At 64.4% G+C, this 25,547-nt stretch carries 31 protein-coding genes; 10 read left to right on the top strand and 21 right to left on the bottom strand.

From position 1 onward, the window contains the following. Positions 1 to 40: 40 nt before the first annotated feature. The 14 genes from ACW176_RS14800 to ACW176_RS14735 all read right to left on the bottom strand — a co-directional run bounded on the left by ACW176_RS14800 (position 41) and on the right by ACW176_RS14735 (position 7,587). Positions 41 to 421 carry a hypothetical protein gene (locus tag ACW176_RS14800; RefSeq protein ID WP_492109684.1) on the bottom strand — a complete coding sequence of 127 codons (381 nt, stop codon included), beginning with the start codon at positions 419 to 421 and terminating at the stop codon, positions 41 to 43. Next, entirely contained in the window at positions 414 to 986 is a 573-nt protein-coding gene (locus tag ACW176_RS14795; RefSeq protein ID WP_492109683.1) for an RNA polymerase sigma factor, read from the bottom strand. The genes ACW176_RS14800 and ACW176_RS14795 overlap by 8 nt, the downstream gene beginning before the upstream one ends. Positions 987 to 1,015: 29 nt before the next feature. After that, complete coding sequence (locus ACW176_RS14790; RefSeq protein ID WP_492109682.1) at positions 1,016 to 1,399, bottom strand: DUF6249 domain-containing protein; 384 nt, start codon at positions 1,397 to 1,399, stop codon at positions 1,016 to 1,018. A gap of 108 nt (positions 1,400 to 1,507) precedes the next feature. Further along, positions 1,508 to 1,798 (bottom strand): hypothetical protein, encoded by a 291-nt coding sequence (locus ACW176_RS14785; protein ID WP_492109681.1) that lies wholly within the window; start codon positions 1,796 to 1,798, stop codon positions 1,508 to 1,510. Next, positions 1,795 to 2,310, bottom strand: coding sequence for an RNA polymerase sigma factor (locus ACW176_RS14780; protein ID WP_492109680.1), 516 nt, complete (start codon positions 2,308 to 2,310; stop codon positions 1,795 to 1,797). Before ACW176_RS14780 ends, ACW176_RS14785 begins: the two co-directional genes overlap by 4 nt. Then, positions 2,310 to 2,726: a hypothetical protein gene (locus tag ACW176_RS14775; protein WP_492109679.1), complete on the bottom strand. Its 417-nt coding sequence runs from the start codon at positions 2,724 to 2,726 to the stop codon at positions 2,310 to 2,312. Before ACW176_RS14775 ends, ACW176_RS14780 begins: the two co-directional genes overlap by 1 nt. A gap of 25 nt (positions 2,727 to 2,751) precedes the next feature. Beyond that, entirely contained in the window at positions 2,752 to 2,934 is a 183-nt protein-coding gene (locus tag ACW176_RS14770) for a hypothetical protein (protein ID WP_492109678.1), read from the bottom strand. 47 nt (positions 2,935 to 2,981) lie between these two features. Beyond that, positions 2,982 to 3,647, bottom strand: coding sequence for an HAD hydrolase-like protein (locus ACW176_RS14765; protein WP_492109677.1), 666 nt, complete (start codon positions 3,645 to 3,647; stop codon positions 2,982 to 2,984). A 118-nt stretch (positions 3,648 to 3,765) separates the two neighbouring features. After that, on the bottom strand, positions 3,766 to 4,122 hold the full coding sequence (locus ACW176_RS14760; protein ID WP_492109676.1) for an ArsC family reductase: 357 nt from the start codon (positions 4,120 to 4,122) through the stop codon (positions 3,766 to 3,768). 57 nt (positions 4,123 to 4,179) lie between these two features. Further along, entirely contained in the window at positions 4,180 to 4,752 is a 573-nt protein-coding gene (locus tag ACW176_RS14755) for a 2'-5' RNA ligase family protein (protein WP_492109675.1), read from the bottom strand. Between the two features lie 3 nt (positions 4,753 to 4,755). Beyond that, complete coding sequence (locus ACW176_RS14750; protein ID WP_419255158.1) at positions 4,756 to 5,100, bottom strand: DUF8776 family protein; 345 nt, start codon at positions 5,098 to 5,100, stop codon at positions 4,756 to 4,758. A gap of 150 nt (positions 5,101 to 5,250) precedes the next feature. After that, positions 5,251 to 6,408, bottom strand: a complete 1,158-nt coding sequence (locus ACW176_RS14745) for a glutathionylspermidine synthase family protein (protein ID WP_492109674.1) — start codon at positions 6,406 to 6,408, stop codon at positions 5,251 to 5,253. Positions 6,409 to 6,413: 5 nt separating this feature from the next. Further along, positions 6,414 to 7,139, bottom strand: a complete 726-nt coding sequence (locus tag ACW176_RS14740; RefSeq protein WP_492109673.1) for a PspA/IM30 family protein — start codon at positions 7,137 to 7,139, stop codon at positions 6,414 to 6,416. A 22-nt stretch (positions 7,140 to 7,161) separates the two neighbouring features. Then, on the bottom strand, positions 7,162 to 7,587 hold the full coding sequence (locus ACW176_RS14735; protein ID WP_419255155.1) for a YjfI family protein: 426 nt from the start codon (positions 7,585 to 7,587) through the stop codon (positions 7,162 to 7,164). Between the two features lie 173 nt (positions 7,588 to 7,760). Here ACW176_RS14735 and ACW176_RS14730 point away from each other — a divergent pair, with 173 nt between their 5' ends. Genes ACW176_RS14730 through ACW176_RS14720 form a run of 3 tightly spaced genes read left to right on the top strand, consistent with a single transcriptional unit; the run spans position 7,761 to position 9,483 of the window. Continuing rightward, complete coding sequence (locus ACW176_RS14730; RefSeq protein ID WP_419255154.1) at positions 7,761 to 8,402, top strand: DUF2491 family protein; 642 nt, start codon at positions 7,761 to 7,763, stop codon at positions 8,400 to 8,402. Between the two features lie 17 nt (positions 8,403 to 8,419). Continuing rightward, the gene (locus tag ACW176_RS14725; RefSeq protein WP_492109672.1) at positions 8,420 to 8,833 is read left to right on the top strand and encodes a DUF350 domain-containing protein; all 414 of its coding nucleotides are present in this window, start codon (positions 8,420 to 8,422) and stop codon (positions 8,831 to 8,833) included. An 8-nt stretch (positions 8,834 to 8,841) separates the two neighbouring features. Next, on the top strand, positions 8,842 to 9,483 hold the full coding sequence (locus ACW176_RS14720) for a DUF1190 domain-containing protein (protein WP_492109671.1): 642 nt from the start codon (positions 8,842 to 8,844) through the stop codon (positions 9,481 to 9,483). 71 nt (positions 9,484 to 9,554) lie between these two features. Here ACW176_RS14720 and ACW176_RS14715 read toward each other — a convergent pair whose 3' ends face one another. Further along, positions 9,555 to 10,115, bottom strand: coding sequence for a hypothetical protein (locus ACW176_RS14715; protein WP_492109670.1), 561 nt, complete (start codon positions 10,113 to 10,115; stop codon positions 9,555 to 9,557). A 182-nt stretch (positions 10,116 to 10,297) separates the two neighbouring features. Here ACW176_RS14715 and ACW176_RS14710 point away from each other — a divergent pair, with 182 nt between their 5' ends. From ACW176_RS14710 to ACW176_RS14695, 4 genes are all read left to right on the top strand, one after another. Next, entirely contained in the window at positions 10,298 to 10,429 is a 132-nt protein-coding gene (locus ACW176_RS14710; RefSeq protein WP_492109669.1) for a hypothetical protein, read from the top strand. An 8-nt stretch (positions 10,430 to 10,437) separates the two neighbouring features. Then, positions 10,438 to 12,435 (top strand): TonB-dependent receptor, encoded by a 1,998-nt coding sequence (locus tag ACW176_RS14705; protein WP_492109668.1) that lies wholly within the window; start codon positions 10,438 to 10,440, stop codon positions 12,433 to 12,435. 89 nt (positions 12,436 to 12,524) lie between these two features. After that, a complete protein-coding gene (locus ACW176_RS14700) occupies positions 12,525 to 14,957 on the top strand; it encodes a M1 family metallopeptidase (protein ID WP_492109667.1) in 2,433 nt (810 codons plus the stop codon). Continuing rightward, a complete protein-coding gene (locus tag ACW176_RS14695) occupies positions 14,954 to 15,472 on the top strand; it encodes a DUF6702 family protein (protein ID WP_492109666.1) in 519 nt (172 codons plus the stop codon). Before ACW176_RS14700 ends, ACW176_RS14695 begins: the two co-directional genes overlap by 4 nt. Positions 15,473 to 15,644: 172 nt before the next feature. Here ACW176_RS14695 and ACW176_RS14690 read toward each other — a convergent pair whose 3' ends face one another. From ACW176_RS14690 to ACW176_RS14670, 5 genes are all read right to left on the bottom strand, one after another. Further along, positions 15,645 to 15,956, bottom strand: a complete 312-nt coding sequence (locus ACW176_RS14690; protein ID WP_492109665.1) for a hypothetical protein — start codon at positions 15,954 to 15,956, stop codon at positions 15,645 to 15,647. 55 nt (positions 15,957 to 16,011) lie between these two features. Continuing rightward, entirely contained in the window at positions 16,012 to 16,239 is a 228-nt protein-coding gene (locus tag ACW176_RS14685; protein WP_492109664.1) for a hypothetical protein, read from the bottom strand. Positions 16,240 to 16,555: 316 nt separating this feature from the next. Then, a complete protein-coding gene (locus ACW176_RS14680) occupies positions 16,556 to 18,313 on the bottom strand; it encodes a tetratricopeptide repeat-containing protein (protein ID WP_492109663.1) in 1,758 nt (585 codons plus the stop codon). A gap of 20 nt (positions 18,314 to 18,333) precedes the next feature. Beyond that, complete coding sequence (locus ACW176_RS14675; RefSeq protein ID WP_492109662.1) at positions 18,334 to 18,738, bottom strand: hypothetical protein; 405 nt, start codon at positions 18,736 to 18,738, stop codon at positions 18,334 to 18,336. 2 nt (positions 18,739 to 18,740) lie between these two features. Then, positions 18,741 to 20,798, bottom strand: coding sequence for a TIR domain-containing protein (locus ACW176_RS14670; protein WP_492109661.1), 2,058 nt, complete (start codon positions 20,796 to 20,798; stop codon positions 18,741 to 18,743). A 37-nt stretch (positions 20,799 to 20,835) separates the two neighbouring features. Between ACW176_RS14670 and ACW176_RS14665 the strand changes: the two genes are divergently transcribed. The 3 genes from ACW176_RS14665 to ACW176_RS14655 all read left to right on the top strand — a co-directional run bounded on the left by ACW176_RS14665 (position 20,836) and on the right by ACW176_RS14655 (position 23,746). Next, complete coding sequence (locus tag ACW176_RS14665; RefSeq protein ID WP_492109660.1) at positions 20,836 to 21,582, top strand: Crp/Fnr family transcriptional regulator; 747 nt, start codon at positions 20,836 to 20,838, stop codon at positions 21,580 to 21,582. 489 nt (positions 21,583 to 22,071) lie between these two features. Further along, positions 22,072 to 23,370, top strand: a complete 1,299-nt coding sequence (locus ACW176_RS14660) for a tyrosine-type recombinase/integrase (protein WP_492109659.1) — start codon at positions 22,072 to 22,074, stop codon at positions 23,368 to 23,370. 151 nt (positions 23,371 to 23,521) lie between these two features. Continuing rightward, positions 23,522 to 23,746, top strand: a complete 225-nt coding sequence (locus tag ACW176_RS14655; RefSeq protein ID WP_492109658.1) for a methyltransferase domain-containing protein — start codon at positions 23,522 to 23,524, stop codon at positions 23,744 to 23,746. Between the two features lie 256 nt (positions 23,747 to 24,002). Here ACW176_RS14655 and ACW176_RS14650 read toward each other — a convergent pair whose 3' ends face one another. Next, positions 24,003 to 25,202 carry a winged helix-turn-helix domain-containing protein gene (locus ACW176_RS14650; protein WP_492109657.1) on the bottom strand — a complete coding sequence of 400 codons (1,200 nt, stop codon included), beginning with the start codon at positions 25,200 to 25,202 and terminating at the stop codon, positions 24,003 to 24,005. Positions 25,203 to 25,547 lie beyond the last annotated feature (345 nt).

The raw sequence follows: 25,547 nt of genomic DNA, 5'->3' as shown, positions 1-25,547 counted from the left end.
CCCCGCGCTGCAACATGAACAATGATCAGTCGATGCCGCGTCAGAACTCTTCCATCGCCCGGGTCACGGCGAAGCCCAGGGCCAGAAGCGCCAGGCCCGCAGCCAGCCACAGCGCTTCCATGCTCGCGGGCGTCGCGACCATCTGGCTGACCTTGTTCATGGCCAGGTCGATATCGGCGTTCAGGTCCCGCGTTCCCTCGCGCGACAGGGTCTGCAACTCGGCCGAGAAGCGGCTGGCTATCAATTGCACTGCCGCGATGACCCCCGCTGCGGTACCCGCTCCGCCGATCAAAACACGGCGCAGCGCCCAGCCGCGATCAAGATTTGCCGCGATCTGAGCGGCAAACAGCTCGGCGTCCGGAAAGGCCGGTGGCTCGTTGTAGAGCCGCGTCAGCTGCGCTTCGAAATCGGGTTCAGCCATGAGCTTCCCTCCTCGCGCTTTCACTAGGTGGGGCCAGTTTGGCCCTGAGTTTATCCAAACCACGTTTGACATGGGATTTCACCGTGCCGATCGGGATGTTCAAGGCCTCGGCGACCTCGGCGTGCGACCAGTCGCCCCCGTAGCAGAGGGAGACGCAGAGCCGCTCGCCTTTCGACAGGCCCTTGAGGGCCTCGTCCAGATCGATGCGGCTGGCCGTACGAGGCTCGTTCAGCGCCGTCGGATCATCGCCGTCCTGGGCTTCGTCGGTGAAGATCATGCGGGCTTCACGCTTGACCTTGCGCAGATAGCACCGCGCCGCGATCCGCTTGATCCAGCCGCCGAACGCGCCTTCGCCACGATAGTCCGCCACCTGCTCGAAACCGGCCAGGAAAGCGTCCTGAGCCATGTCGTCGGCTGTCGCAGGGTCGGCTCCCATGCGGCGCAGCAGACCCCGGACCGCCGACCCGTGTCGCCGGACCAGCTCGCCATAGGCGCGCCGGTCGCCCGCCGCCGCGAAGGCGGCGAGCTCGACATCGTGGCCCGTTGGTGGCCGGTCCATGGACATGCTTTTCCCCTTCCCCAAGGCTTAAGCGATCAGACGCGCTTGAACTTGTTGGGATTGAAGAAGCTGAGGACGATGAAAGCCACGCCGATCACGACGGGAATGCAGGCAATACCGATGCCCGGGAAGTCAGCATCATGATCGCCGAAGTCGGCGAAGTAGCTAAAAAGGCCAATGCCAAGGCCGACCGCCAACCAGATCACACCAGCCCGCATGTCGCTGAGCGAGGTGGGAGCGACCTTCACATTACGCGTCAGGGCCTCGATGACCTCGGGGGGAACCGGTTGCCCCTTGTCGATCGCTGCGCGCAGCGTCGATTGCATCTCGATACGTTCGCGGCTCTTCAAATAGACCGGCACGATCACGATCGCGCCGATGACCAGGAACATGATGATAGGGATCCAGACCTCGTCCATGGCGAAATTCCTCTTGGTGCGGCGTGACATCCATGTCGCCGCCTTCTGACTATAAGAGGCGCCGGGACAGCCGTTTGGAGGCGCCCGGCGAGATGAAACTTTCGTAAGCTATTTCTGCGGCAGCAACCTGTCGCCCAGCATGGCCGCACCGATGGCCAAAACCAGCATGCCGGCCACCGGAAACAGGGTCGGCGCCAGGGCGTCGACCGCCATGTTCAGGACCGGCGAGCAGGCCCACAACACCACGCTGCCGGCCAGGGCCGCCGCGCCGCCGACCATCAGACGGTCCAGAAACGCACGGCGTTCGACAGCCTCCATGACCTCAGCCACGAACACGTCGGATGCGCGCGGCGCGGGCGCCTCGCTGAGAAAGGCGACCAAACGATCATCAGGGGTCATGACGGATCTCCCAGTACGGCCAGCAGCCTCTCACGACCGCGGGTAACATGCGACTTAACAGTGCCCAGTGGCAGCCCCAGGGCCTCGGACGCTTCGGGATGCGACCAGCCTTGGCCAAGGCAAAGGGTGACACAGGCGCGCTGGTCTGCCGGCAGGGTGTCCAGCGCAGCCTGCAGGGCCATACGATCCTCTTGGGCGACCTCCGAAACGGCTTCCAGCGCTTCCTGGCCTCGCCAGTCCTCATCGCGCCGGGCTGAGCGGCTGGTAGCGCGATGTTGATCCTGCGCCTTGCGCCAGGCGATTCCGTAGAGCCAGGCGCGAAAACCATCGTCGGCGCGCAACCGTCCCAAACTCGTCCAGGCCGCCAAGAAAGCCTCCTGAGCGATGTCGTCGGCGTCGAACCAGCCGCTTTTCCGCAGAAACCCCCGCAGGGGCTTCTCGTGGATCGCGACCAGCCGGGCGAACGCCGCCTGGGATCCGGCCCGCGCCGCCCTGACGAGCGGCGCGTCCATCAGGCCTTCGGACCTCGCCCCGTCAGCAACGATACCAGAGACGCCAGGCTGAGCGCGCCCATGACGAAAGCGACGATCAGGAAGGCCGGGCCGGCCTCATAGAGATCGGACGTCGCGGCGAAGGTGAAACCCATGCACAGCACGCCAAACAGCACCACATGGTACCAGCCACGCTGGCGGCGATAGCGATAGCGAGGCCGCATGTCGTCGCGATCATCGTCGAGATCGTAGTTGCTGCGCTGGTTCAGGCGCGCCACCAGTTCCGGCGGCGGCTCGCGCCCGCTGGCGGCGTAGGCCTTCAGCAGGTCGAGCGTGTCGCGATTGGAGCGATAGGATAGCCAGCTCTGGAAGCCGGAAAACACGAACCAGCTCAGCGGAAAGATCAGCCACCAATAAGAACGAAACAGGTCTTCCATGGGTTTTCCCCTCCGATTGGCGACGTCAGATGCGGTTGAGTTTAGCCAGCAGTTCCGGCGGGGCGTCGCGCCCGTTGCGGACATAGGTCTGGATCAGGTCCATGGCGTCGCTGCGGGTCTTATGCTCCAGCCAGACGTTCCAGCCGGTGATGGCGGCCCAGCTCATTGGAAACACCAGCCACCAGAACGAATCGATCAGGCCCAGCATTGTCATCCCTCCGATGGACGCGAGACGTTCGCGCCCGTTTCTGAAGGTTAGTCGCCGCCGACGCTCGCCCTGGATGCAACGAGATGCGAAATAATTTCGGAGGGGGATTCAAAGACGATCGTCGGGCCGTGCTCGGCCAGGATGGCGCGCTTGGCAGCCCCCCAGGTCACCGCGCCGCTGGCCAGCCCAAGCGCGTGGGCCGCCTCGATATCGCGGGTCTCGTCCCCGATGCAGATCACCCGGTCGCGCGAGGCGCCTGAAGTCACCTTGCGAAACTTGCGCGCCTTGCCAAACAGAGAGGCGCCGCAGGAGAACTGGCTGATCAGGCTGGAAAGCTCGGGGCCCAGCACCGAGCGGATCGTGCGCTCGCTGTTGGAGCTGACAACGGCCAGTCGCAACCCCGCATCGTGCAGGGCCTGGAGCATGCCCGCAGTTTCTGGAAACAGCGGGATGGAGTCGCATTCGGCCGCCATCAGCTTCTTGCCGTGCGAGGCGATCATCGGCAGCTTCCACGGCGAGATGCCAAGATAGCGGATGACATCGCGCGTGCCGCGGCCACGCAGCATGTCGATCTCTTCGTCGGTGACCGTCTTGAAGCCAAAGCGCTGGGCCATCGGATTGACAGCCTTGATCATCCACGCCGCGCTGTCGGCCAGCGTGCCGTCGAAGTCAAAGATGACCATGTCGTAGGACGGGACGGGATAGGCTCCCACGGAACGGTTCCTGCGCTTTTCTTTTTCAGACGGAGCGTCGATGGCCGAAATAGCCCCGCTTCGCCCCGGCTGTCGTCCTAAATTCCGCCGACTCGCGCTTTGCGCAAAGTCGAATGCCTCAATCGGCCCTTCCGAAGGCCCGCGCATAGACATCTGGCTTGAAGCCAGCGGTCAAGTTTCCGTCGATGTCGAGGATGGGTCGCTTGATCATCGAGGGCTGGGCCAGCATCAGATCGATCGCCTTGCGAGCGTCCAGATCCTGCTTGTCGGCGTCCGCCAGCTTGCGAAACGTCGTGCCAGCCCGGTTCAGCACCGTCTCCCAGCCCAGCGCGTCCACCCAGCGCTCCAGACTGCCCCGGTCGATCCCGGCGACCTTGTAGTCGTGAAAGGCATGGGCGACGCCCTGTCCGTCCAGCCAGTCGCGGGCCTTCTTCATCGTGTCGCAGGCCTTGATGCCATAGATCGTGACGCTCATGGCCCGCTCCTCTCCTGAAGGCGCCGACGGGTAGCCGCGCCGCCCTCCGGGCGCAAGTCAGCCGACCAGCCGATAGCGGGCCAGAACCTCGTGCCGCCCCTTGCCGTGATGGCTGATCACCAGGGCAAACTCGCTCACGGTCCAGCTCACCGGTTCGATGGCGGCGACCACCGCGCCCGGCTGGCCATAAATGACCGTCAGATGCGGCGTGAAGTTTAGGTGGGAACCGTCGAGCTTCTCCCAGGCCAAGGCCTGTCGAAGGGCCGCCTGGAAGACTTCCAGCGCCTTCAGCCCTTCACCGCCGCGCAACACGACGTTCCCGGGAAAGCCGCCGATCTGGTCGAACGACACCTGGAACGGCGCCATCGACAGTTTTGATACCGCGCGGGTGATCCGCTCGACCAGGCTCGCCGGGACTTCGTCCCAATAGTCGAAGTGACCAAGAGTGACGTGCATCAGGTCCGGGCTGAAAACCGCGCCGCCCAGCCTGTTGTCGACCTGATATCGACGGCTACGGGCCTGGGCGGCCGTTTTGGCCTGCTGGTCCGGATAGACCATCAGGATCAGGTGCTTGTCGCGAGGCGCGGCCTCGAAGCCAAACAGCGAGGGCTGCTCGGAATCGCGCGCCATGGATCAGCCCGCCTTGGCGGCGGCCAGGCTGGCGCGCAGACGTTCGGCCACAGCGCCCAGCGTAATCGCCGAAAGCGCCTCGTCGACCGCGAGCGTGTCGTCCGTCGAAGCGATCAGGGCCAGGCGATGGGTGAAATCGGTCACCGCCGTGATGTGCTGAGCCAAGAGATCGACCGTGTGCAATTCCTGCATCACCTGATTGCGGCTCTCTGGCGGGCTAACCGCCAGGATCTGACCCAGCGCATCGTCCAGCTTTCCGCAGGCCTCGGCGGCGATCGACATTTCCGCCGAAACGGCCGCCAGAATTGCGGCGATGCTCGAGCCCGCGCTGTCCTGTTCCGAAGTCATCATTCCCCCGACGTTCAGTCTCTGTGTGTTTCCCGACCCCTGCGCGCATTGCGACGGCCGGCTGTTGGCTCACGTTGGAGTGATCCCGGGTCCGACCGCAAGGGCGATTACGCCAATCAGGCGAATTCACGGGCCCGATCCGGGGCCGCCTCAGGCCTCAATGATATGCGGGACGAAGCGGGCGAGGTTCTTGGTGACCACGCTGTCGTCCTCGCGGATACCGATCCCGGCGGGCTCATTGCCAACCATCCAGGCCCCGACGACCGGGTGCTTCCCCGCGAAGGTCGGCGGCGGGTGATAGGCCTGCACGATTGCGCCTTCCTGGCCATAGCCCTGGTCCAGGACAGGTTCATCGCCGCCAATGATCTCGACATTGGCGCCTTCGCGCGAGAACAACGGCTTGCGCACATGGCGCGGGCCCAGGGCCGAGGCGCGCGGATCGTCCTCAAAATAGGCTTCCAGCAGATTGGGATGTCCGGGGTGTCGCTCCCACAAGAGGGGCAGGATGCCCTTGTTGGACAGGATCGCTTTCCACGGCGGTTCAAGCCAGCGCACGCCTGCGGTCTTCAAATGCGCGGCATAGGGCTCGCGCAGCATGAACTCCCACGGATACAGCTTGAACGCCGCCTGGACGATGAAGCCCTCTTGGTCGACGAACTGGCCTTCGCCGTTCACGCCAATAGCGTCGATGGCCACGAACTTGGGATCCAGACCGGCCTGCAGCGCCAGATCTTCGAGGAAACGAACGGTCTGGCGATCCTCGACGGCTTGGGCGTCACTGGCGAAGTGAACGAAGCCGCCGGTCGGAAACAGGGTCGCGAAACGATCACGCAGCGCTTCGAACAGGCTGTTGAACTGGTCTGTCCCGGCCGGCAGGGCGCCCGAGGCCAACAGCTCTTCCAGCCACAGCCACTGGAAGGTGGCTGCCTCGAAGACGCTGGTCGGGGTGTCGGCGTTGTATTCGTAGAGCTTGGGCTTGCTGGCCCCGTCATAGCCGAAGTCAAAGCGGCCATAGAGCGAGGGCTCCTTGGCGCGCCACGAGGCGGCGATGAAGTCCTGGTGCTCGGCCGGGATCGCCAGCCGCGTCATCAGGGCTTCGCTGCCCACCGCCTCGTCGACGAGGTCCAGGCAGAGCTCGTGCAACTCCGCCGCCGCAGGCTCCAGATCGTCTTCGATCTGGGCCAGGGTGAAAGCGTAGGCCGCCGACTCGTCCCAATAGGGCTGGCCGTCGGTGTGATGATAGACGAAGCCGACAGCGTCGGCTTTCGCCTGCCAGTCAGCGCGCGGCGTCAGGTCAAGTCGGCGCATGCGCTCTAGGCTTCGCTCGACTTCTGCTCGATCTGAAGCGGGGCCGCGGCTGGGGGAGCCAGGCGGGCCAGGATGTCGTCGGCCGAGGACTGACCCGGGCCAATACCGGCCAGACGCAGCTTTTCGTCGAGATCCGCACCGGTGCGCCGGTCTTCCAGTTCGCCGGCCGCCTTGATCCGTTCGCCGCGAATGGCCTGCTTTTCCTTGATGCGGGCAAGGCTGTCAGCGGCAGAGCCCAGCGACGAGCCAGCGCCGGCGCCGCGCGCGGCGACCGAGGCCTGGGCCTTCTGAACGCTCTCATTGACCTTCACGACCTCGACCTCGCGACGCAGGGTCTCGATGCGGCGGTCGGTGGCGGTGATGGCCTGATGCAGCTGATCCTCGGCCTGACGCATGCCCTCGATCTGGGGCTCCTTCAGGGCGATGTCCTGCTCCAGGTCGGCGATGCGCTGGGCCACCTGGCGGGCCAGATCCATGTCGCCCTTGCCGACGGCGGCGCGAGCCGAACCTTCGTACTTGGTCACCTGCTCACGGAAGCTGGACACTTCTTTTTCCAGGATCCGGCGACGGGCGACCAGCGTGGCCATGTCGTCGCGGGCCTTGCCCTGGGCGGTGTCGGCGTCGCGGATTTCCTGGTCCAGAATCCGGATGGCGTTGGCGTCGACGACGGCGGCCGAGGCTTCATGCGCACCCGCGCGGCCCAGGGTGAACAGCTTGCGCCAGATGGACATCGGTGGGTCTCCGGGAACGATATTAGGCGGGGGTGAAGGACGAGCGCAGATCGGAAGCGGCCTCGATGGCGTTCTCGGCCAGCACGCGCAGCTCGATCAGGATGTCGTCCAGCGATGAGGACGGCGCCAGTTCGCCGAACAGTTCGTAATAGTCGCGGTCGCCGACCGTACCGATGCCGAAGTTCGACAGCGGCACCAGCTTCTGAGCCTTGAGCAGAAACTCGTTGAAGGCGTGGCGGTCTTCCTGTTCGTCGACCGGCCACAACAGGACCGACGCGGCGATCTGCTGGTCGCTGACGCTGACGAAGATCTCCAGGTCGCCCTGTTCGTGCATGGTGACCAGCAGGATGGGATCGGCGCCTTCGACGACGCGGGCCGTCATCGCGTCGCTAAGGCCATCCGACAGGGCGGTCTGCAGCGAGCGAACAGTCCAGGCGGGGGTCGTCATGGGGCGTCATCCTCCAGAGGTCGTGGCGTTTCATACAAGATGGGAGGGCGAACGCCAGTCGTCGAGAGCATCTCCCCGGCGTTCGTCATGACAAGTTCGTAATGGCGCAGCCCCTGTTGCCCGGCCAGCGGGCGTCGTACACATAGACGGAGTAGCCACCGGGTCCGCTTTTGATGTTCAGCAAGCTCTTCGGACGCAAGGATGCGGCGCTCGCCGCGCCGGCCCTGCCCGCCATCCGCAATGTCACGCTGGGCCGAACCGTCTGGCTGGACACTTTGGCCTGGAGGCGGTTTGGCGGCGACACGCGTTTCTCGCTGGACCGCGATACGCTCGAGATCACCGCCCAGGGTCTGGTCGACCTGAAGGACGGCGGCTTCATCCATCGCTTCTACACCGACGACCACGTGTTGTTTCAGGCGGTCTCCGACGATCGCGAGGGCCAGCGCCTCACCGATGTGACGGTCTTCATGCCCTGGGACAGCGCCTATCCCGGCGGGCGGGCCGACCGCGAAGCCTGGGCCGCGCGGCTGAAGGCCCGCACCTTCACAGCCAAGGGTCTGGCGGACTACGATCGCCTTTGGTTTGGCGACGAAGCCGAAAGCCAGGACCCGGTCACCTTCTGGGAAGACCTGCATGACGACCGGGATGGCATTCCGGACCGCCGCATCTTCCAGACCTGCATGCTGTTTGCCCGCGACCTGCCGGGCGACGGCCGCGAATTGCTGCTCGCCATCGAGCAGGAAAGCGAAGACCACGAGGTCTCGTTCGAGATCATGCTCGGCATCCCGCTGGAAGCCGGCGAATTCAAAGCCTGACCGGAAAGAGACAGACCATGTTCGATCTTCAGGGGTTCGCGACCAGCGCCCTCGCCTTCCTGGTGGCCTTCGTCGCCGCAGGCCTGTTCACCGTGGCCTTCAAGATCATCTACCAGTGGGTGACGCCCTACCACGAGGGCACGCTGATCCGCGAAGGCAACGTCGCCGCCGCCCTGGCCCTGGGCGGCGCACTGATCGGCTATGTGCTGCCGCTGGCCTCGGCGCTGAGCCACACCGTGTCACTGGTCGAGTTCTGCGCCTGGGCCGCCCTGGCCGGCGTGATCCAGATCGCGGCCTTTACCTTGATCCGCATGGTGGTGATGAAGGATGTCGCCGCCCGCATCGAACGCGGCGAACTGGCCTCCGGCGTCTATCTGGCCAGCATTTCGATCGCCGTGGGCCTGATCAACGCCGCCTGCATGACGTCTTGAGGCGCATCATGACCACTCAACCTCAATCCCTCCGCACCGCGCCTCGCCTGAAGCGCTCGCGCAGTCTCACCCTCACCACCCTTATGGCGGGCGCGGCGGTATCGATCACCGCTTGCGACAACGCTCCAGCGGTCACCCAGTGGGGCGACCCGCCGGCAGCCCAGGCGGGCAAGGCCGTCGAGGCGCGCACCTTCACCAGCCTGGACGAATGCAAGGCCTCAGGCGACTTCACCGCCCAGCAGTGCGAAACCACCCTGGCCCAGGCCCAGAAGGACAGCGCCGAGAACGCGCCAAAGTTCAACGACCAGCAAAGCTGCGAGGAGCGTTACGGCGTCGACCAGTGCGTGCCGCGCTCCAGCCAGGGCGGCGGCAGCTTCTTCACGCCCCTGTTGACCGGCTTCATCATCGGCCAGGCGCTCAACAACATGGGCGGCGGCTATCGCGGCGCGCCGATGTATCGCGATCGCGACGGTACCTATTATGGCGGCAGCGGCTATCCTCTGTCGCGCGACTACGTCACCGGCCGCACACGGGTGCGCTCGGAAAGCTTCGATGCGCCCTCGCGCGCTGAGGCCCCGAGCCGCGTCCAGAGCCGGAGCTCAGTGATCTCGCGCGGCGGGTTCGGCGGCGGGCGCTCGTTCGGCGGCTGATGGGTCACTATCTCGCCATGAGTCCGCAGCTTTCCCGCAACGCCGCCCAAGAGCTGGACGCGGCTGATCCGCTAGGGAGCGGGCTGCGGCCGAGTAAGGTCGAACGAGACCCTAAACAGCCGCCCCGGCCTCGCTAGCTGATAGGTGAAGGCCTCCTGCGTGAGCCCCAGCGACCACACGTTGGTGTTCGACACCGCGCGATCCAGCCGTGTGAACAGAGCCCGCGACTCCGCGTCCACCGGAAAGCTCTGCAAGGAAACGGACCCCGCATCGACCGCATCGCCGCCATAGCGGGACAGCTCATCCTCGACCCCGTCGGCGTGACGGTGGTCGTGCTTCAGGCGCAAACGCCCCTCCCCCAGCCGGGTGATCACCCAAGTGCGCGAGCGATCCTCGCCGACCCGGAAGGGAATGCGGATTTCGTTGGCGTTGCACTGCGCCAAGGTGATCACCAGTTCGGCCTTGCGAAACGGCTCATCGACCGCGTCGCCCGTCACGACCTGGCCCGTGAAGCTCTTCCCGCAGAGTGTTTGAAGCTGGCTGAAGAACCGGTCGGCGGCGGTTTGGGCCGAGGCCATGGTCGGAACGGTCACGAGCCAGACCGTCGCGCAGAGCGCCAGGATAGGTTTCATTCAAATTTCCTGATCGGAACCGCCCACGTCCAGACGATTGCCCACCGCTTGCGGATAGGACGCGAGAGACTGTCGATCGTCGCGCGACGCGGATGACGCCGAGGCTATTCCCACCCGACGTTGATTGCCACGACCGACGGCGAGCTGCCAAGCCGACCGTGTGCGACGGAAAGAGAAACACCATGAAAGAGACCAAGGGCGGGTCGAAGAAGCAGGTCCCTCCGAAAGCCAATGCGTCCAACCCCAGCGTCAAGGATGACATGGCCGAGGGGCAAGGCGAGGCCGCCCTTGGCTTTGGCGCGCTCAGCCCATAAGAGGCGGCATGAGCCAAGGCAGACTTTTCGCACTTTTGCTGCTAGTGGCCTTCGCCCCCGTCGTTGCACGCGCCCAAGAGCTAGAGGCCATTTCGGTTTGGGGGCGCCGCGCCAACGACCTGGGCAGAGCGACTTCTGCGAGCGAGGGCCGCATCGCCTATGCTGACTTCGCCGTACGTCCGTTGCTGCGCCCGGCCGAGTTGATCGAAGCGGTGCCGGGGCTGGTCGCGACCCAGCACTCAGGCGCAGGCAAGGCCAACCAGTACTTCCTGCGCGGCTTCAATCTGGACCACGGCACGGACCTCGCCGCTTCGCTGGACGGCGTTCCACTGAACCTGCCCTCTCACGGCCATGGCCAGGGTTATCTAGACCTCAACATCCTCACACCGGAATTCGTCCACGATATCAGCTTCAGAAAAGGCCCCTACTCCGCCGAGAACGGCGACTTCGCTACGGCTGGCGCGGTGGCCTTCGAGACAGCGGATCACCTGCATGGCGACGGGATGCAGGCCTGGGCCGGGGAGAACGCCTACTATCGTGCGGTCGGTTCCAAGGTTCTCAGCCAAAACGTGCTCGTCGCCGCCGACGTCTCCAGCGCGCGCGGGCCTTGGACAACGCCGGAGGATCTGAAGAAGGTCAACCTGCTGGGCCGCGCGATCGTAGGTGGGTGGTCAGTCACCGCCCTGGCTTACGATGCCGACTGGAGCGCCACAGACCCGATTCCTCGGCGGGCGGTCGAGAGTGGAGCCATCGGTCGGCTGGACGCCGTTGATGCGACCGACGGCGGCGAGACTTCACGCTACATTCTTTCAGCCCGGCGGCGCGACCTGCTGCTGGGCCTGGATACGGTGATCTATGCCCAGCGCTACGAGCTCGATCTCTTTTCCAACTTCACCTACTTCCTGGTTGATCCGGTCAATGGGGACCAGTTTGAGCAAGTCGACCAGCGCTGGGTTTACGGCGGCGCGTTGATCAAGCGCTGGACGCTGGGCGACCGCTGGAGCGCGCGGACCGGCGCCTCGGTCCGTGTCGATGCGATCGGCAAGGTCGGCCTCTACCGCACCACCGCCCGCGTGCGTCGCGAGACCGTTCGTCAGGACGCCCTGACCCAATGGTCGACGGCCCTGTGGGGCGAAACCTCCAGGCGATTCGGCAAGCTGGACCTCACCCTGGGCCTGCGCGCCGACGCCATGGGCGCCGAGGTCCATGCCGGCGACCCACGCAACACCGGGACTGTCAGCGAGCTCCTGTTGAGCCCCAAGCTGACCCTGGCCTGGCGGGTTTCAAAAACCTTCGAGTTCTATGCCGACGCCGGACGCGGCTTTCATTCCAACGATGCGCGCGGAGCAGTGATCACAGTCGACCCCGTCACCGGCGATCCTGCCGAGCGTGCGCCATTGCTATCGCCATCAGACGGCGCAGAACTGGGCCTGCGCTGGAAGCGCAACGACTGGGCCCTGACGGCGGCGGCGTGGGCGCTGCACGTCGACTCTGAGCTCATCTATGTCGGCGATGCCGGCTTCACCGAGGCCAGCGGCGCGACTCGACGAGCCGGTCTGGAGCTTCTGGTCGACTGGCGGCCGAACTCGCGCCTGGATCTAACGGCGTCTTACGCCGCCACCCACGCCCGCTTTACTGGCGATCCGCCCGAAGGCGACCGTATTCCCAATGCCGTCGGCGCAGTATTGAGCGCCGGCGCCAGTTGGAAGTTGGGCAAGGCCTCTACCCTTTCGCTGACCTGGCGCCGACTGGGCGCGGCGCCGCTCATTGAGGACAATTCCATACGTTCGCGTCCGACAAGTCTGGTCAACGCCCTGTTCGTCCAGAACCTGGGCCCGGCCAGTGTGATGGTCGAGGTCCTGAACATGACGGACAGCAAACGCGATGACATCGCCTATGCCTACGCCTCCCGGCTGCCGTCCGAGCCTGCCGGCGGGGTCGACGACGTCCACTTCCATCCGGTCGAACCCCGGACCCTGCGCGCGGGGTTGAAGATCAGTTTCTGACCAATCATGACAAAAACAAGGTGATTTTCCCTTCGCGGCTCGCCAAGGTCATCCTGCGAATTTATCCGGACTCAGTGTCTGAGGGGCTTTTGAACTTGTCCAAGCTTTCTATCCGCTACGCCGTGGCCGGTGTTATCGCAGCCACGCTCGCCGTGTCGTTGGCGCCCGGCGCCCAGGCCGACGCCATCAAGCAGACCAAGGCGCCCTTCGACGACAAGTTTCGCCAGCTGGAAGGCGAGGACTGGCCAACCCCGACCGACTATCGCAACGCTGCTGGCGCGCCGGGTTATAGGTACTGGCAACAGAAGGTCGACTACGATGTCGCCGTTCGCCTGGATGAAGACTCCAAGCTGCTGACCGGCAAGGCCGCCGTGACCTATCTCAACAACTCGCCCGACAGCCTGCCCTATCTGTGGCTGCTGCTGGACCAGGAATACAAGCGCGACTCGATCAGCAAGCTGACCGAAACCGTCTCGGGCGACAGTATCAGCCTAGGCCAGGTGCGCCGCATCCAGCGCTTCAAGGAATGGGAAGGCGGCTTCACGATCAAGTCGGTGAAGGACGCCCAGGGCCGTCCGCTGAAGTTCACCGTGGTCGACACGCTTCTGCGGGTCGATCTGCCGGCTGCCGTGCGCGCCAATGGCGGCGAGACCAAGTTCACGATCGAATGGTCTCTGCCGATGGCCGAGAACAAGGTCGTCGGCGGTCGCAGCGGCTACGAGTGCTTCACCGGCAAGGGCGAGGACGGCAACTGCATCTACGAGGGCGCCCAGTGGTTCCCCCGCCTTGCCGTTTATTCGGACTATGAAGGCTGGCACAACAAGGCCTTCCTCGGGGCCGGCGAATTCACCCTGGAGTTCGGCGACTATCGGGTCGCCCTGACTGTGCCGTCCGACCACGTGGTCTCATCCACCGGCGTGTTGCAGAACCCGGGCGCCGTCCTGACCGCCGCCCAGCGCGACCGTCTGGCCAAGGCCCGCACCGCCAGCGAGCCCGTCTATGTCGTCACGCCCGAAGAGGCCGTAGCCGCGGAGAAGGGCAAAGCCAAAACCGAGAAGACCTGGGTCTTCCAGGCCAGCAATGTCCGCGACTTCGGCTGGGCCAGTTCGCGCAAGTTCGTGTGGGACGCCTTGGGCGTGAAGCAGGATGACCCCAAGGCCGAGTATCCGGTCGTGATGGCGATGTCCTTCTTCCCGAAGGAAGCCCGCCCGCTGTGGGACGCCTATTCGACCAAGTCGATCGCCCACACGCTGAAGGTCTATTCTGACTTCACCTTCGCCTATCCCTATCCGGTAGCCCAGTCGGTCAACGGCCCGGTCGGGGGGATGGAATATCCGATGATCAGCTTCAATGGCCCACGGCCTTTGAAGGACAAGAAGACCGGCGCCCTGACCTATACCGAGCGCGCCAAGTACGGCCTGATCGGCGTGGTGATCCACGAGGTTGGCCACAACTATTTCCCGATGATCGTCAATTCCGACGAGCGCCAGTGGACCTGGATGGACGAGGGCCTGAACAGCTTCCTTGAGTTCCAGGCCGAGGTGCAGTGGGACAAGAAGTTCCCCTCGCGTCGCGGCGAGCCCAAGGACATCGTCGAGTACATGGTCAGCCAGGACCAGGTGCCGCTGATGACCCAGTCCGACTCGGTGATCCAGTTTGGCCCCAATGGCTATTCCAAGCCGGCTACCGCCCTAGTGATCCTGCGCGAAACGATCATGGGCCGTGAGCTCTTCGACCGGGCGTTCAAGGAATACTCCAACCGCTGGCGCTTCAAGCACCCCACGCCCTACGACTTCTTCCGCACGATGGAAGAGTCGTCAGGGGTTGATCTGGACTGGTTCTGGCGCGGCTGGTTCTACTCGACCGACCATGTCGACATCGCGCTGGACAAGGTCGTCAAGGCGCGGATCGAGAGCGGTGATCCTGACGTCGAAGCCGGGGTCCGCAAGGCCAGAAACGCCATCGAGCCGGAGTCCCGCACAGCCGCCAACAATAGCGGAACAACGGTCATCGAGCGCGACGCCAAGGTGCGCGATTTCTACAACGCCAATGACGAGTTCGCAGTCTTTGACAGCGCGCGAAAGAAGGCCAAGACGGCACGCGAGGACCTGACGCCCGAAGAACAGGCGGCCCAGGACCTGAAGGACAATCTCTATCGCTTCACGTTCCGCAATATCGGCGGACTGGTGATGCCCGTGATCGTCAAGATGGACTTCGCCGACGGGACCAGCGAGACGGTGCGGATACCCGCCGAAATCTGGCGCAAGAACTCAAAGCAGGTCACCTGGCAGTATGTCTCGACCAAGGACCTGAAAGGGGCCCAGATCGACCCCCTGTGGGAAACCGCCGACGCCGATCGCGGCAACAACGTCTATGAAGGCGCCATCACGCCGACGACGCTGAAGATCCAGAAGGCGCCGGAAACGACCAACCGCATGAAAGACGCCAATCTGAAAGTCGAACCGGGCGGTCTGGGAACCTTGCCGTCGGAAGAGCCCAAGAAGGACGAAGGCTCCAAGTGATCGCGCGCGCGGTCGCCCTGTTCGCGGCGGCGGGCCTTTTGCTCGCCCCGCTGTCGGCGGCCGCGCACCGAGGCCATGGAGTGTTGAGCGTCGTCGAGATTGACGTGCGTACTGGTGGCGTCAGGGTCAGTCACAGGATCGCTGCCCACGACGCGGAGCCGGCGCTCGCCCTGATCGCCCCAGACGCCCAGACCAGCCTCGACGATCCCGACGCCGTGGAGGCCCTCAAGGCCTACATGCTGCGGACCTTCTCTCTGGCGATAAACGGCGGCTTCGTCGATCTGACCCTGAAGGATCTGACCCTTGGCGCGGACGAAGTTCGGTTTGAATATGTCGGCCAAGTCTCGCCGGCAGACGTCCGCGCCGCCATCGGACTGCGGGCGGCGATGTTCGCAGACGTCTATGCCGACGAGGTCAATCAGGTAAACGTCCGCCGCTTGGGCATCACTCGAACGCTCGTTTTCAACGGCTCCGACGCCGACGCGCCTCAGACCTTGGATCCTCTCGAGCACTAGATCCAGGGGCGCCACAATTGAACCATGCCTGCGGCCCCTGGTTTTTGCGACGCGCTATTGCGGCAGCGGACCCGTTGTCATTCCGCCGAATAGAGCTCTTGGCCTCGCCTTTTTTGGCTCTTTACGGCTCAACGCTTGCTGAGCAGCGACAACCACACGCTCTGGCCGCCGCTCACTTCGGCTGCGGATTTGATGGATTTTCCGTGCTCAATGCGTCGATGATCATCCGACTGGCCATTGCGCATCGGCTCTCGCCGAGTTGGGATTTGTGACCAGGCGATGCGTCTTCGCCGGTCTCGCGCGCCATCGCTTCCGCCGCGGCCTCATCGATGGCGCGCCGAAGCTCGGCCAGCCGCCTATCAGCTCCGGCCATGGTGGCCCAAAAGGTCTTGTCGTGAGTCGTGGGATCATCATCGCCGCTCGCCTTGGCGGCGGGGAGAGGCGCATCCAGCCGTACTGAACTGGTGCTTTCAGCGCCACCCACGATGAGGCTTTTGGCGTGAGCCAGGATCGCTCCGGGGATCCTGAACAGTAACAGACTAGACAACGACCTGGACCTTGCGTTGGCAGTCGAGGATCGCCGAGCAGGTGAAGGCAACGACCCTTTCGGTCAGGCTGGACACATCGTCTTCCGCAAAGCCGTGATCACGAGCCCAGATCTTTACAGCATGCTTGAGGATGATCGCCGCCGGGTCGGAGGCGAACGCGTCGGAGATAGCGTCTTGGCCGATCGACGGCCCTCCGAGGACGGCAGCTTCGAGAGACATGGCTAGGTTCCTGATACGACGGGAAGGGGCTTGTTCCATCGGCGGCGCGACTGGAAAGATGTTCAGGGAGAGGGACCCGACCGAAGGGGCAGTCGGGTCCGGAGGCGGCGAAAACGGCCAGCGGTGGCAAGCCGAATGCTGTGTAGGTCTTTGGCGGCACTCCAACGATGGCGGTCGACAGAGAGGTTCTGCAGCCGCCTGGACTGTTGTCGTCGCGGCCTACGCCCCGAAATATGAATGCGCCGCCGGCGCATGACTGTGCGGATCTGCACATCGTCAGAGATATCGACACCAACTCAACCCGAGGTGGATTAAATCAGGCGTGCGTGAGATTGAAAATGGGGGTCGCCGGAAAGCCCTTGCGCCCTTGGGTGCGCCCTACGTAGCCACAACGGACGCGATCCCCGTGAAGGGTCGCCAGCGCCCCGGCCAAGGCTTCGCTGACACAGGCGGAGCCGGGCGCGACCTCCGGCTCGATACGTGCGGCGACCACCACGTGAGCACCCACGACGGCCGGCGCCTTGGTCAGCGGATTGGTCGTCAGGTGCACCGGTCCATAGTGACCGCCAATCCTGAGGCCAAGACTGCGCGGCAGGCCGAGGCTTCGAAGGTCCAGCGCACGGTGGGCCTCCTGCAAAGCCAGGGCGGCCACAGCGGCGTCTATCGGCTGGTCAAAGACAAGGAAGAGACCATCACCCCATGTCTCGACGTGGCGCGGAGGCGCATCGAGCCCCTCAATCACCTTGGCCATTTGCCCCATCACCGTATCGATGAACGCAGGAATCTGGTCGTCGCGCAGCGCTCCAAACCCCTTCACATCAGCGAAGAGCATGGCCTTCATCGCGCGCGAGGCGGATGCTTCGGCGTCTCGCAAGGACGGCGCGACCGCTTGAGGCGGCGGCGGACGCAGCACCGGGATGACCACCTGCCTGCGGCGCCCCCTGGCCCAATAGGCCAGGTCCACCGCCACTCCGGCCGGTCCGGCAGCAGCGTGACCGTCCCACACGGCCACCTGCAACGCTTCGGTCGACAGGGTTTGGGCGCGCAGCACTGCGCAACCCATGGCGATCTGGCTGGCGTAGGCGAAGACTTGCTCGTCCCCGGCGTAGGGGTCCAGCGAGGCGTAGCGCACGGACGTGGCGCGGGCGAAGCAGCGATCGAAACGCTCGCCCCAAGCGCGCCCAAAGGGCGCGACCGACACCGCAATGAAGGATTCCCGGCTCACCGGCAGAACCAGGTGCAGTTCGGCTGCAGCGTCGAGCAGCGCCTCGGCAAAGACGATGTCTGCCCCTGCGGCCAGACCACCATACGCAAAGCCGATCCCCTGCTCCCGCACCATGCGGTCCGCCTGGTCCCGTAGATCGCTGCTCAGTCCTTCGCTCAGGGCGCCTTCTCGCGAAGCGTCCAGGATATGGCCGGTGAAGTGGGCGCAGGCCGGGGGCCGAAACTCCGCGAGCCAGGCAGGATCAAGGCCCGTCTCGCGGCACAGCATTTCCAGCTGGCGCAGGGTCGAGGCGTGAGCTGCGAAGGCGCGGGGCGCATTCCCCAGGGCCTGGGCCAGGGTGTCGCGCGCGGCCTCCAGTTGACCTGTCAGGAACAGCGCCTCGGCCCGGCTGGCGGCCTCGTAATAGGCCGCCACGCCTGTCAGTCGCGACTGTGGCTGAACGAGCACGGTCGCGGCCAAGGCCTGCCCACCCGCGCGATCTCCGGCGACGAGCGTCATGGTCGCGGCGTTGATCGCGCCGTAGAGACCGCCGAAGCGTTGGAACAGCGCTTGGTAGCGCCGGGTCGAGGCCCTGGCGAAAGCCGTCCGGCGCGGCCCCCTCGCAGCCAGGGCTAAGTCTTTCAAAAGCCGCGCGCCCAAAGCGACAATGTCGGGATCGTCGTCGATCCGGTCCAGCCCGAGGCGAACATATTCGGTTCTTGCGAAATCGACCGCCCCGGCTCTCGCAAGGCAAAGCACAGCCTTGTAGGCGATTTCACGCGACGCATCGCCCGCCTCCAGGGCGGCGCGGGCGATGTCATAGGCAGCCAGGATCTCACCGCGCTGGATCAGCGCAGTGACCGCATCCATGTCGAAAGCCGGCGGCTCGATCAGGGCACCTTGCCTGCGCCGTTCTCGATCTTGGGATCCAGGGTGATGCTCTGGTCATGCGAGTCGGTCATGAACAGGCTGTATTCATACTCGCCCATTCGGACGCATTCGTAGATGATCTTGAAGCACGAATGCGGGGCTAGCGGTGCTCCGTACCACTGGGTGACCCAGACATAGCTCGAAAAGTTCAGCCCATAATCGTCCTTGATGGAGATCGGGCGCCGCTGGAACTTCCACCCGGCTTCGACAAGGCTGTCACTGAGCCTGAAGACCAGTTCACAGCGATGACTCAGGTCCAGCGACAGTGGAGTCGGGTTCTCCGGATCGAGGACATTCATGAAGTTTATGCCATCGGCGATGCCGACAAGCAGTTCCACGACACGGGTGGGTGTTGGCTCTGTCACTTTCAGTCCCCTTGAACTCTGGCGCCAGCTAGGGGCGACTCTTTCCAGAATGCAAGGAAGCCGGGATGGGCGTAGCCCTGCGCCCTGAGATCCCGCACGATGGCGTCTGCCAGGCCGTGCCGACCCTGAGCCATGTAGGCGCGCGCTAGGATGTCGCGACCGACCGGCGATAGTGATTTGCGGCGCGGCGCCAAGGCCGATATTGCCGCTTCCGGCTGCTGCGTCACCGAATAGACGACGCCATAGAGAATAGCGCGCTCGGCGGCGGATTCTCGCGCGTTCGGCAAGGCATCCAGACGATCCCGCAACACCAGGGCCAAGCGTCGAGCCGCCCTGGGGTCACCACCGAGACGCGCCAAAAGGATCCGCTGCTGTTCAAGCCGACCGTCGAGGTCGATGCGCCAGGCCTTGGCCTCATCGACCGCCCGCAGCCTTGCAAGCATTGCTGCGGCCTCGGCGTGGGCGATGCGCGCCTGAACCGGCTGCGCCGTCCAGGCGGCGAGGTCTACAGTGTCCATCTGGCCGATCAGCAGATATTCCCGCCATCTCGTATTGGTCGGGTCGAGAGCCACCAGTTGACGCAGGCCCCGCATCGCGGCCACCGACCGTGCGCGGGCCTGGGCCAATCTCCCCAGATCCAGCTCCAACCGCGCGAGAGCCAACTGAGCGGCCAGGCTGCTCGCTGCCAGCGGCTTGTCAGCAGACTCCATCGCCGAGATCTTGGCCAAGAGGTCCGCAGCGCCCTCGCGCTCGGCGAGAGCCTCGCGAGGCCGCCCCAGCCTGACCAAGGAGTCGGCCACCCAGGCATGGGAGTCCACAGCGTCGACAAGGCGGTCCTGATTGTCGGGCGCGCGGGCGCGTTCGGCCTCGAAAGTGGCCAGAGCGGCGCGGAAGGTTACCAGCGCCTCCTCCGCCCTTCCCTGCTCCAGCAACAGGGTGCCTAGATTGCTCTTGGCGTAGGCGACCTCCAGCCGCCAATCGGCGCGACCTGGATCGAGCGCGACCAGGGTTTGGGCCAACTCGCCGTACCGTTTGAAGCCACGTTCCGCCCCCACGGTATTGCCTTGTCGCCATTCCATATAGGCCAGCCAGTAGACATTCTGCGCTTCGTCGAAAATCCGCTCGCCGTTGTTGGGCGCGCGGATCGCCAGTTCATGGGTCGTGGCCGCGGCCTGACCAAAGGCGTCGCGAGCCCCGGCCAAGTCGCCGCGCTGGTCCCGGATCGTGCCGAGCAGGGTCTGGGCCTTGGCGCGCTGAGTCAGGGCCCTGTCGTCAAGCTGGTCGTTGCGCGCCTTGCCGTAGTAGGCCAGCACTCTGGCGCCGACGCCATCCAGGACGTCCAGCCGTCCCACCGGTTCCAACTGCTCGCGCAGGTCGCCCAACATGTAGGCGACAAGGGCCTCGGTCTCGTCACGCTGGTCGCGGGCAATTTGACGGGACTTCAGGGTGGCGATGGTCATTGTCCCCATGGCGATCGCCACCATCAGAGCCGCAGCAGTGAAGGCCGTCATCAGCTGCATGCTGCGACGAGCGTCGCGCTGGACCAACCGATCAAGGCTTACGTCCAATAGCCTCGCGGCGATCTTCAGGCGCGACAGCCTCGGGCCGTCGCCGCTGCGCCGCAGATCCACCGCCAGGGGCTCGGTGTCCGGCGGCAAAGCGGCGCGCAAGATCGGCGGCAAGGTCGCGATCAGCGAAACTCCCGTCGGCGTCGCGGGCGCGATCACGCAGATGATCTGGCCGAGCCCGTGGGTTGTCAGAAAATGGGCAACTTCCTGGTCCACCCAGCGCGAGTTCGCCGAGGCGGGAGAGCAGAGCAGGATCAGGGCCTCCGAGCGGTCGAGGGCGTCGCGGATCACCTCGCCCAGATCAGACGAGGCGCTAAGCTCGTCGCGGTCCCGGAAGATCGGCGTCAGGCTCCGCGTTGGCGCGCCGCCACCGGTTGTGGTCAAGCGGCGTGGCGCGCGGTAGGTCTCGATCGCGCGATGAACCCATTCGGCGGCTTTGCGGTCGTGATGGCTATAGCTGATAAAGGCCCGATACTGTGGTCGGCTATCCATTCGTCGTCCCCAGTTCGACAGTGCAGGAGCGTTCTCGATGGCCGTGATTCCCCCCTCGCCGCTCGCCCAGAGCCATACGCCGATCGCGCCGCCGCCTGAAGGAGACTATCGCGCCAACAGACTGTTCCGGCACATGGCCCGTGAGGAAATCGAGGCCCTGGCTCAGCAAATCGAGCACCTCAACTATGGCAAGGGCGAACTGATCCTCCAACGCCTGGATGAGACCGGCGGCATTCATCTGCTGCTGAAGGGCGCCCTGCTGGCCAATCAATATGCCCGCTCGGGGCGTGAGGTCGGCTATCGTCGCATTTCGGCGGGAAGCTATTTCGGCGAAATCTCGGCGATCGATGGACTGCCCCGTTCGGTGAATATCGTGGCGCTGGAAGACACGCGCGTCGCCCGTCTGCCGCAACCCCTGATCCAGGCCCTTTTCGAGCAATCGCCCCGTTTCATGCGGGCGATCATGGAGGACCTGGCCAGTCTGACGCGCTCGCTGACCGATCGATTGTTCGAATTGAGCGCCGTCTCGGTGGCCTGTCGCGTCGATATCGAGCTTCTGCGTATGGCGACCATGGCGGGCGGCGATGGCCAACAGGCCACTATCCAGCCCTGCCCTACCCATGCCGAGCTGGCCGTGCTGGTCGGGAGTCAGCGTGAGGCAGTAACCCGGGAGCTCAACCGCTTGGCCAGCCTCAAGATCGTCTCCCAGACCGGCCGCACGCTGCGAATTCTCGACCTTCCCGCCCTCGCCGACGAGATCGAACGCATCGGTGGAGAAGTGTAGTCGGAAGGTTCAGTCCCGACCACTTGGGTCCGCGAAATCCGACACGGGTTAATCAGGCGACGCAACCCTGCCGCCGGCGCCGGCGGTTAGATCGCCAAGCCCGGACATGCATAGCTGGCCATATCCAGCTGGATGCGAAGCGAATCAACCGGGCGAGCGGGTTGAAGCCGCCAAGGCGAATGCCATCATTGGCGTCCAGGTGTCGGACAATTGCCCCTGCGCCAAAGAGGCGGTCTGGCTGTATTGAAGAAAGTTGGCGGAGACGGAGTCATTCAAATACTACTTACGAAACCACACGACATGGCGCGAGATATTGCGACAATCCTCTATTATTATTGAACAATTCCGACTTTTCAAAATTCCAGTATTGAAAATACCAAATTCCGTGAGACACTTCACGTGCGGGGGGCTGCGGGGGTTATTGCGGGGGCGAGTAGCCCGAGTTGGGTTCGCATCCCGCTCGGGGAATCGAACCCTGAGGAGGTCGTCATGGCGCAGGTTTTGAGTCGGCTGAATCCGAAGACCGTGGCGGGCGTCCTGCCGCCCGGGAGCTACAGCGATGGCGGCAATCTCTATCTTCAGGTCTCGCCGCGCGGCTCCAAGCGATGGGAATTCATCTACCGCTGGAAGGGCCGGGAAATTCAAAAGGGCTTGGGAAGTCTAAATGACATTTCGCTGGCCCGTGCTCGAGAGCGCGCCGCCGCCGCCAGGGCGAAACTCGCTGAAGGCGAAGACCCGTTCCTGGTGGTGCAGGACGTGGTCATTCCGACTTTCGGAGAATTCTCCGACGACGTGGTCGCAACGCTGACGGCGGGTTTCAAGAACCAGAAACACCGCGACCAGTGGACCATGACACTGGCCAAGTATGCCAAGTCGCTACGGGAAATCCAGCTCGACAAGATCACGACTGATGATGTTCTGGCCGTCCCAAAGCCGATTTGGACGCGAGCGCCCGTAACGGCAGATCGCACCCGCCAGCGGATCGAGCGCGTACTGGACGCCGCCGAGGCGCGAGGCTTCCGGAACCGTTCATCGCGCAACCCGGCCTCGTGGAAGGGTAACCTCAAACACCTTCTGCCAGCCCGGCGAAAGCTAACGCGCGGCCACCATATAGCCCTTCCCCACGCCAAAATCGCCGGCTTCATGACATCGCTGCGCACCCGCGCCTCCACTGGCAGGCTGGCGCTAGAGTTTGCCATTCTCACGGCGGCGCGCTCCGGCGAGGTTTACGGCGCGACCTGGCGGGAGATCGAAGGAAGTGTCTGGATCGTGCCCAAGGAGCGGATGAAGGCCCAGAAGGAGCATCGCGTTCCTCTCAGCAAGGCGGCGCTCTCCGTGCTCGACCGCGCACCCAAGTCCGACGATCCCGATGCCTTCCTCTTTCCCGGCTTTACCAAGGACCCAACCACGGGGAAGCTCAAGCCACTGTCGAGCATGACGATGGCGATGTTGATGCGGAAGATGAAGTCGACCCACATCAAGGTGGCCGGCGAACTCCGAGCCGCGACCCCGCATGGGTTTCGATCCAGCTTTCGCGACTGGGCCGGGTCGGAAACCGAATACCCACGCGAACTCGCTGAAGAGGCGCTGGCGCATCTGGTGGGCAACGCCGTCGAGCGGGCTTACCGACGCGGCGACGCTCTCAATCGTCGGCGAGCAATGATGGAAGATTGGGCCGGATACGTGACCCAAGGAGCGCCTGTGGAAGCTCCCGACACTGGATCAGAAGAACCCACTCGCTTGGAGGGCCCGCGCCAGGCAAACGGTCAATCAGCGCCACGCCGATGACACCTTCAAGCGGACGGCGGCAACTTCCGACAAGCGCCATAAGCGGACTCTGGGTTAACGCCAGAAACACGAACTTCCGCCCGGCCCTATGATAAACGGGGCGCGTTTCAGGCAGCGCGGATACCAGTCTGCTCCCGGGTGAACCTTAAAGATGCTGCGTCCAATGTTGCTCAGACACGATAGTGCTATCCCGACACTTGCCTTCCAAATCGCGACCGCTGATGCCTCGACACTCGAAACCGGCCGCTTCAATGCGGTTCTGAGGTTCAACTATCTCCACATGGTCCGCGACGTGCCTGGAACGCTCCGCCACATCCACACCCTGCTTTCCCCCGGTGGCCTGTCATCTCCAAGACGCCCTGCCTTGGAGATATGAACCCGCTTGCGAGCCTTGTCCTGCTGCCGGGTATGCGGGCGATCGGCAGAGTTTCCTATGTCAACGTCTTCAGGCAGACCGAACTTTGCACGCTTGTCAGCTCACCAGGTTTCGACATCCTCGCCACCGAAAACCATGCCACCAAGGGGAATGATCGCCGTCCATGTACCCTGGCCCGGAAACGGTATGCGGCCGAGGTGGGCGAAACGGCTGCGCAGTAGCAAGCCTTCCCGACGGTCGGGTTGGCACGGCTCTCTTATTGGCCGGGCTGGACGGTCATCTGCCGCCTCAGCGCCACGATCTCGGGCCGCAGAAACGGCATGTGACGCCCTGCCGCTTCAAGGTTTTGCAGGGCCTGAGGGAGATTCCCCTGAGCGATCTGCACCGTTGCCAGCGTGCGCCGAAACTCCGGCACGTCCGGATGGGCGTCGACCAATGCCTGAGCCTCCCCCAGGGCCCCAAGGGCCCGACGTTGATCGTGCGAATGCGCCATGGCGAGCCGCGCATCGACCCGGGCTCTCAGCGATCTCGCCAGCGCAAAGGTTGGCCGCAGAGCCAAGGCCGAGTCAAGGCGCGCGCGAGCGGCCAGCAGATCCGCATCGCGCTGGCTTCTCGCGGACGAGGCGGCACTCAGATACAGCTGTCGAGCTCGATTTGAATCCTGGGGGCGTATGGCTTCCGTCGGTCGCAGACCAAGCGCGGCTATCTGTTCATGGACGCTGGCGACGAAGATGGAGATTGGTTTGTCGTATCCGGCTTGGTCCAGACCATAGGTATCAGCCCAGAGAACGTCCCCCGTCTCAGTCTCCCTGAGTGCGAGCACCAGGACTTCGTAGGGACCGTCCGGGACGCTGTCCATCTCGACCACCAGGTCCGTCTTTGGTGGGCCGTCGTCGGCGGCGACCACGGCGAGGTCCGACATTCTCGACAGCTCGCTCATCAGCGTCTGCCGCGCGGCTTCCCAGTTCGGCGAGCGGGGCTGCGCGACGGATGAAGCGCCATGAACGGACAGCGAAAGCGGCTCGGCCCCGACGCGTTGGTTCGGCAGGGACAGATGGATGGCGACTGCCGCGATGCAGACGGCGATACCGGCCGCCGGGACCCACAATCGGCGGAGGCCTGGCCGGCGGCCTCCGCCGAGAGGCGGCTCATAGGTGTTAAGGGATTGACTGAGCCGGTAGCCGACGCTGCGCGCGGACTCGACGCCTCCGTTCGGAACACCCACGGCCGCCAGACTGTCGCGCAGGATTTTGACCCGCTGCTTGATGGTCTCGCGCGACACGTACCCTCCCCATACAAGCCGCCCGATGTCCTCAAAGGAGACCGGCTCGGGGGCCCGTTCACTGAGCAGTCGAAGCAGGCGGAACGACAGATCCGGCAGCCTGATCTCACGCTCCGCCAAGCGAACCGTCTGTCGGGCCAGACAGATCTCAGGCACCGAAACTGATCTTGGCATGGCTTTTCTCATTGAATAAAATAGAGCTTTTCCAAACTTCACCAATCTTTTCTTGCCAGCCGGGAGGCCTTCGCCGTCCTGGTCGGACGAGGCAGCGTCTTGATGGACAGGAAGAATAGCGTGAATTTTTCGAAACCGATCGTTACGGGATGTGCGGCCCTTTTCCTATGCGCTGCGGGTCCGGAACCGCAGCCGCAGGATGAGGGGGCGAGCCCCATCCTGGGGGTTCCCGGCCGCTCTCAGGCGGCTGCTGATCGCGGTCTCCTGAAGCCCTCCACGTCCATCGGCGGGCAGGGCGGTCTGCTCGGGACACGCCCGGACGCCGACCAGAGAGGGCTGCTCAAG

It is taken from the genome of Caulobacter sp. FV1ye13L (assembly GCF_058681155.1).
This window is presented reverse-complemented; position numbering and strand designations above follow the sequence as displayed.

What these genes read in the sequence shown, in the direction of transcription:
- ACW176_RS14800 (WP_492109684.1), bottom strand. Translation starts at nt 421, where the DNA reads ATGGCTGAACCCGATTTCGAAGCGCAGCTGACGCGGCTCTACAACGAG.
- ACW176_RS14795 (WP_492109683.1), bottom strand. Translation starts at nt 986, where the DNA reads ATGTCCATGGACCGGCCACCAACGGGCCACGATGTCGAGCTCGCCGCC.
- ACW176_RS14790 (WP_492109682.1), bottom strand. Translation starts at nt 1,399, where the DNA reads ATGGACGAGGTCTGGATCCCTATCATCATGTTCCTGGTCATCGGCGCG.
- ACW176_RS14785 (WP_492109681.1), bottom strand. Translation starts at nt 1,798, where the DNA reads ATGACCCCTGATGATCGTTTGGTCGCCTTTCTCAGCGAGGCGCCCGCG.
- ACW176_RS14780 (WP_492109680.1), bottom strand. Translation starts at nt 2,310, where the DNA reads ATGGACGCGCCGCTCGTCAGGGCGGCGCGGGCCGGATCCCAGGCGGCG.
- ACW176_RS14775 (WP_492109679.1), bottom strand. Translation starts at nt 2,726, where the DNA reads ATGGAAGACCTGTTTCGTTCTTATTGGTGGCTGATCTTTCCGCTGAGC.
- ACW176_RS14770 (WP_492109678.1), bottom strand. Translation starts at nt 2,934, where the DNA reads ATGCTGGGCCTGATCGATTCGTTCTGGTGGCTGGTGTTTCCAATGAGC.
- ACW176_RS14760 (WP_492109676.1), bottom strand. Translation starts at nt 4,122, where the DNA reads ATGAGCGTCACGATCTATGGCATCAAGGCCTGCGACACGATGAAGAAG.
- ACW176_RS14755 (WP_492109675.1), bottom strand. Translation starts at nt 4,752, where the DNA reads ATGGCGCGCGATTCCGAGCAGCCCTCGCTGTTTGGCTTCGAGGCCGCG.
- ACW176_RS14750 (WP_419255158.1), bottom strand. Translation starts at nt 5,100, where the DNA reads ATGACTTCGGAACAGGACAGCGCGGGCTCGAGCATCGCCGCAATTCTG.
- ACW176_RS14745 (WP_492109674.1), bottom strand. Translation starts at nt 6,408, where the DNA reads ATGCGCCGACTTGACCTGACGCCGCGCGCTGACTGGCAGGCGAAAGCC.
- ACW176_RS14740 (WP_492109673.1), bottom strand. Translation starts at nt 7,139, where the DNA reads ATGTCCATCTGGCGCAAGCTGTTCACCCTGGGCCGCGCGGGTGCGCAT.
- ACW176_RS14735 (WP_419255155.1), bottom strand. Translation starts at nt 7,587, where the DNA reads ATGACGACCCCCGCCTGGACTGTTCGCTCGCTGCAGACCGCCCTGTCG.
- ACW176_RS14730 (WP_419255154.1), top strand. Translation starts at nt 7,761, where the DNA reads ATGTTCAGCAAGCTCTTCGGACGCAAGGATGCGGCGCTCGCCGCGCCG.
- ACW176_RS14725 (WP_492109672.1), top strand. Translation starts at nt 8,420, where the DNA reads ATGTTCGATCTTCAGGGGTTCGCGACCAGCGCCCTCGCCTTCCTGGTG.
- ACW176_RS14720 (WP_492109671.1), top strand. Translation starts at nt 8,842, where the DNA reads ATGACCACTCAACCTCAATCCCTCCGCACCGCGCCTCGCCTGAAGCGC.
- ACW176_RS14715 (WP_492109670.1), bottom strand. Translation starts at nt 10,115, where the DNA reads ATGAAACCTATCCTGGCGCTCTGCGCGACGGTCTGGCTCGTGACCGTT.
- ACW176_RS14710 (WP_492109669.1), top strand. Translation starts at nt 10,298, where the DNA reads ATGAAAGAGACCAAGGGCGGGTCGAAGAAGCAGGTCCCTCCGAAAGCC.
- ACW176_RS14705 (WP_492109668.1), top strand. Translation starts at nt 10,438, where the DNA reads ATGAGCCAAGGCAGACTTTTCGCACTTTTGCTGCTAGTGGCCTTCGCC.
- ACW176_RS14685 (WP_492109664.1), bottom strand. Translation starts at nt 16,239, where the DNA reads ATGTCTCTCGAAGCTGCCGTCCTCGGAGGGCCGTCGATCGGCCAAGAC.
- ACW176_RS14680 (WP_492109663.1), bottom strand. Translation starts at nt 18,313, where the DNA reads ATGGATGCGGTCACTGCGCTGATCCAGCGCGGTGAGATCCTGGCTGCC.
- ACW176_RS14670 (WP_492109661.1), bottom strand. Translation starts at nt 20,798, where the DNA reads ATGGATAGCCGACCACAGTATCGGGCCTTTATCAGCTATAGCCATCAC.
- ACW176_RS14665 (WP_492109660.1), top strand. Translation starts at nt 20,836, where the DNA reads ATGGCCGTGATTCCCCCCTCGCCGCTCGCCCAGAGCCATACGCCGATC.
- ACW176_RS14660 (WP_492109659.1), top strand. Translation starts at nt 22,072, where the DNA reads ATGGCGCAGGTTTTGAGTCGGCTGAATCCGAAGACCGTGGCGGGCGTC.
- ACW176_RS14655 (WP_492109658.1), top strand. Translation starts at nt 23,522, where the DNA reads ATGCTGCGTCCAATGTTGCTCAGACACGATAGTGCTATCCCGACACTT.
- ACW176_RS14650 (WP_492109657.1), bottom strand. Translation starts at nt 25,202, where the DNA reads ATGCCAAGATCAGTTTCGGTGCCTGAGATCTGTCTGGCCCGACAGACG.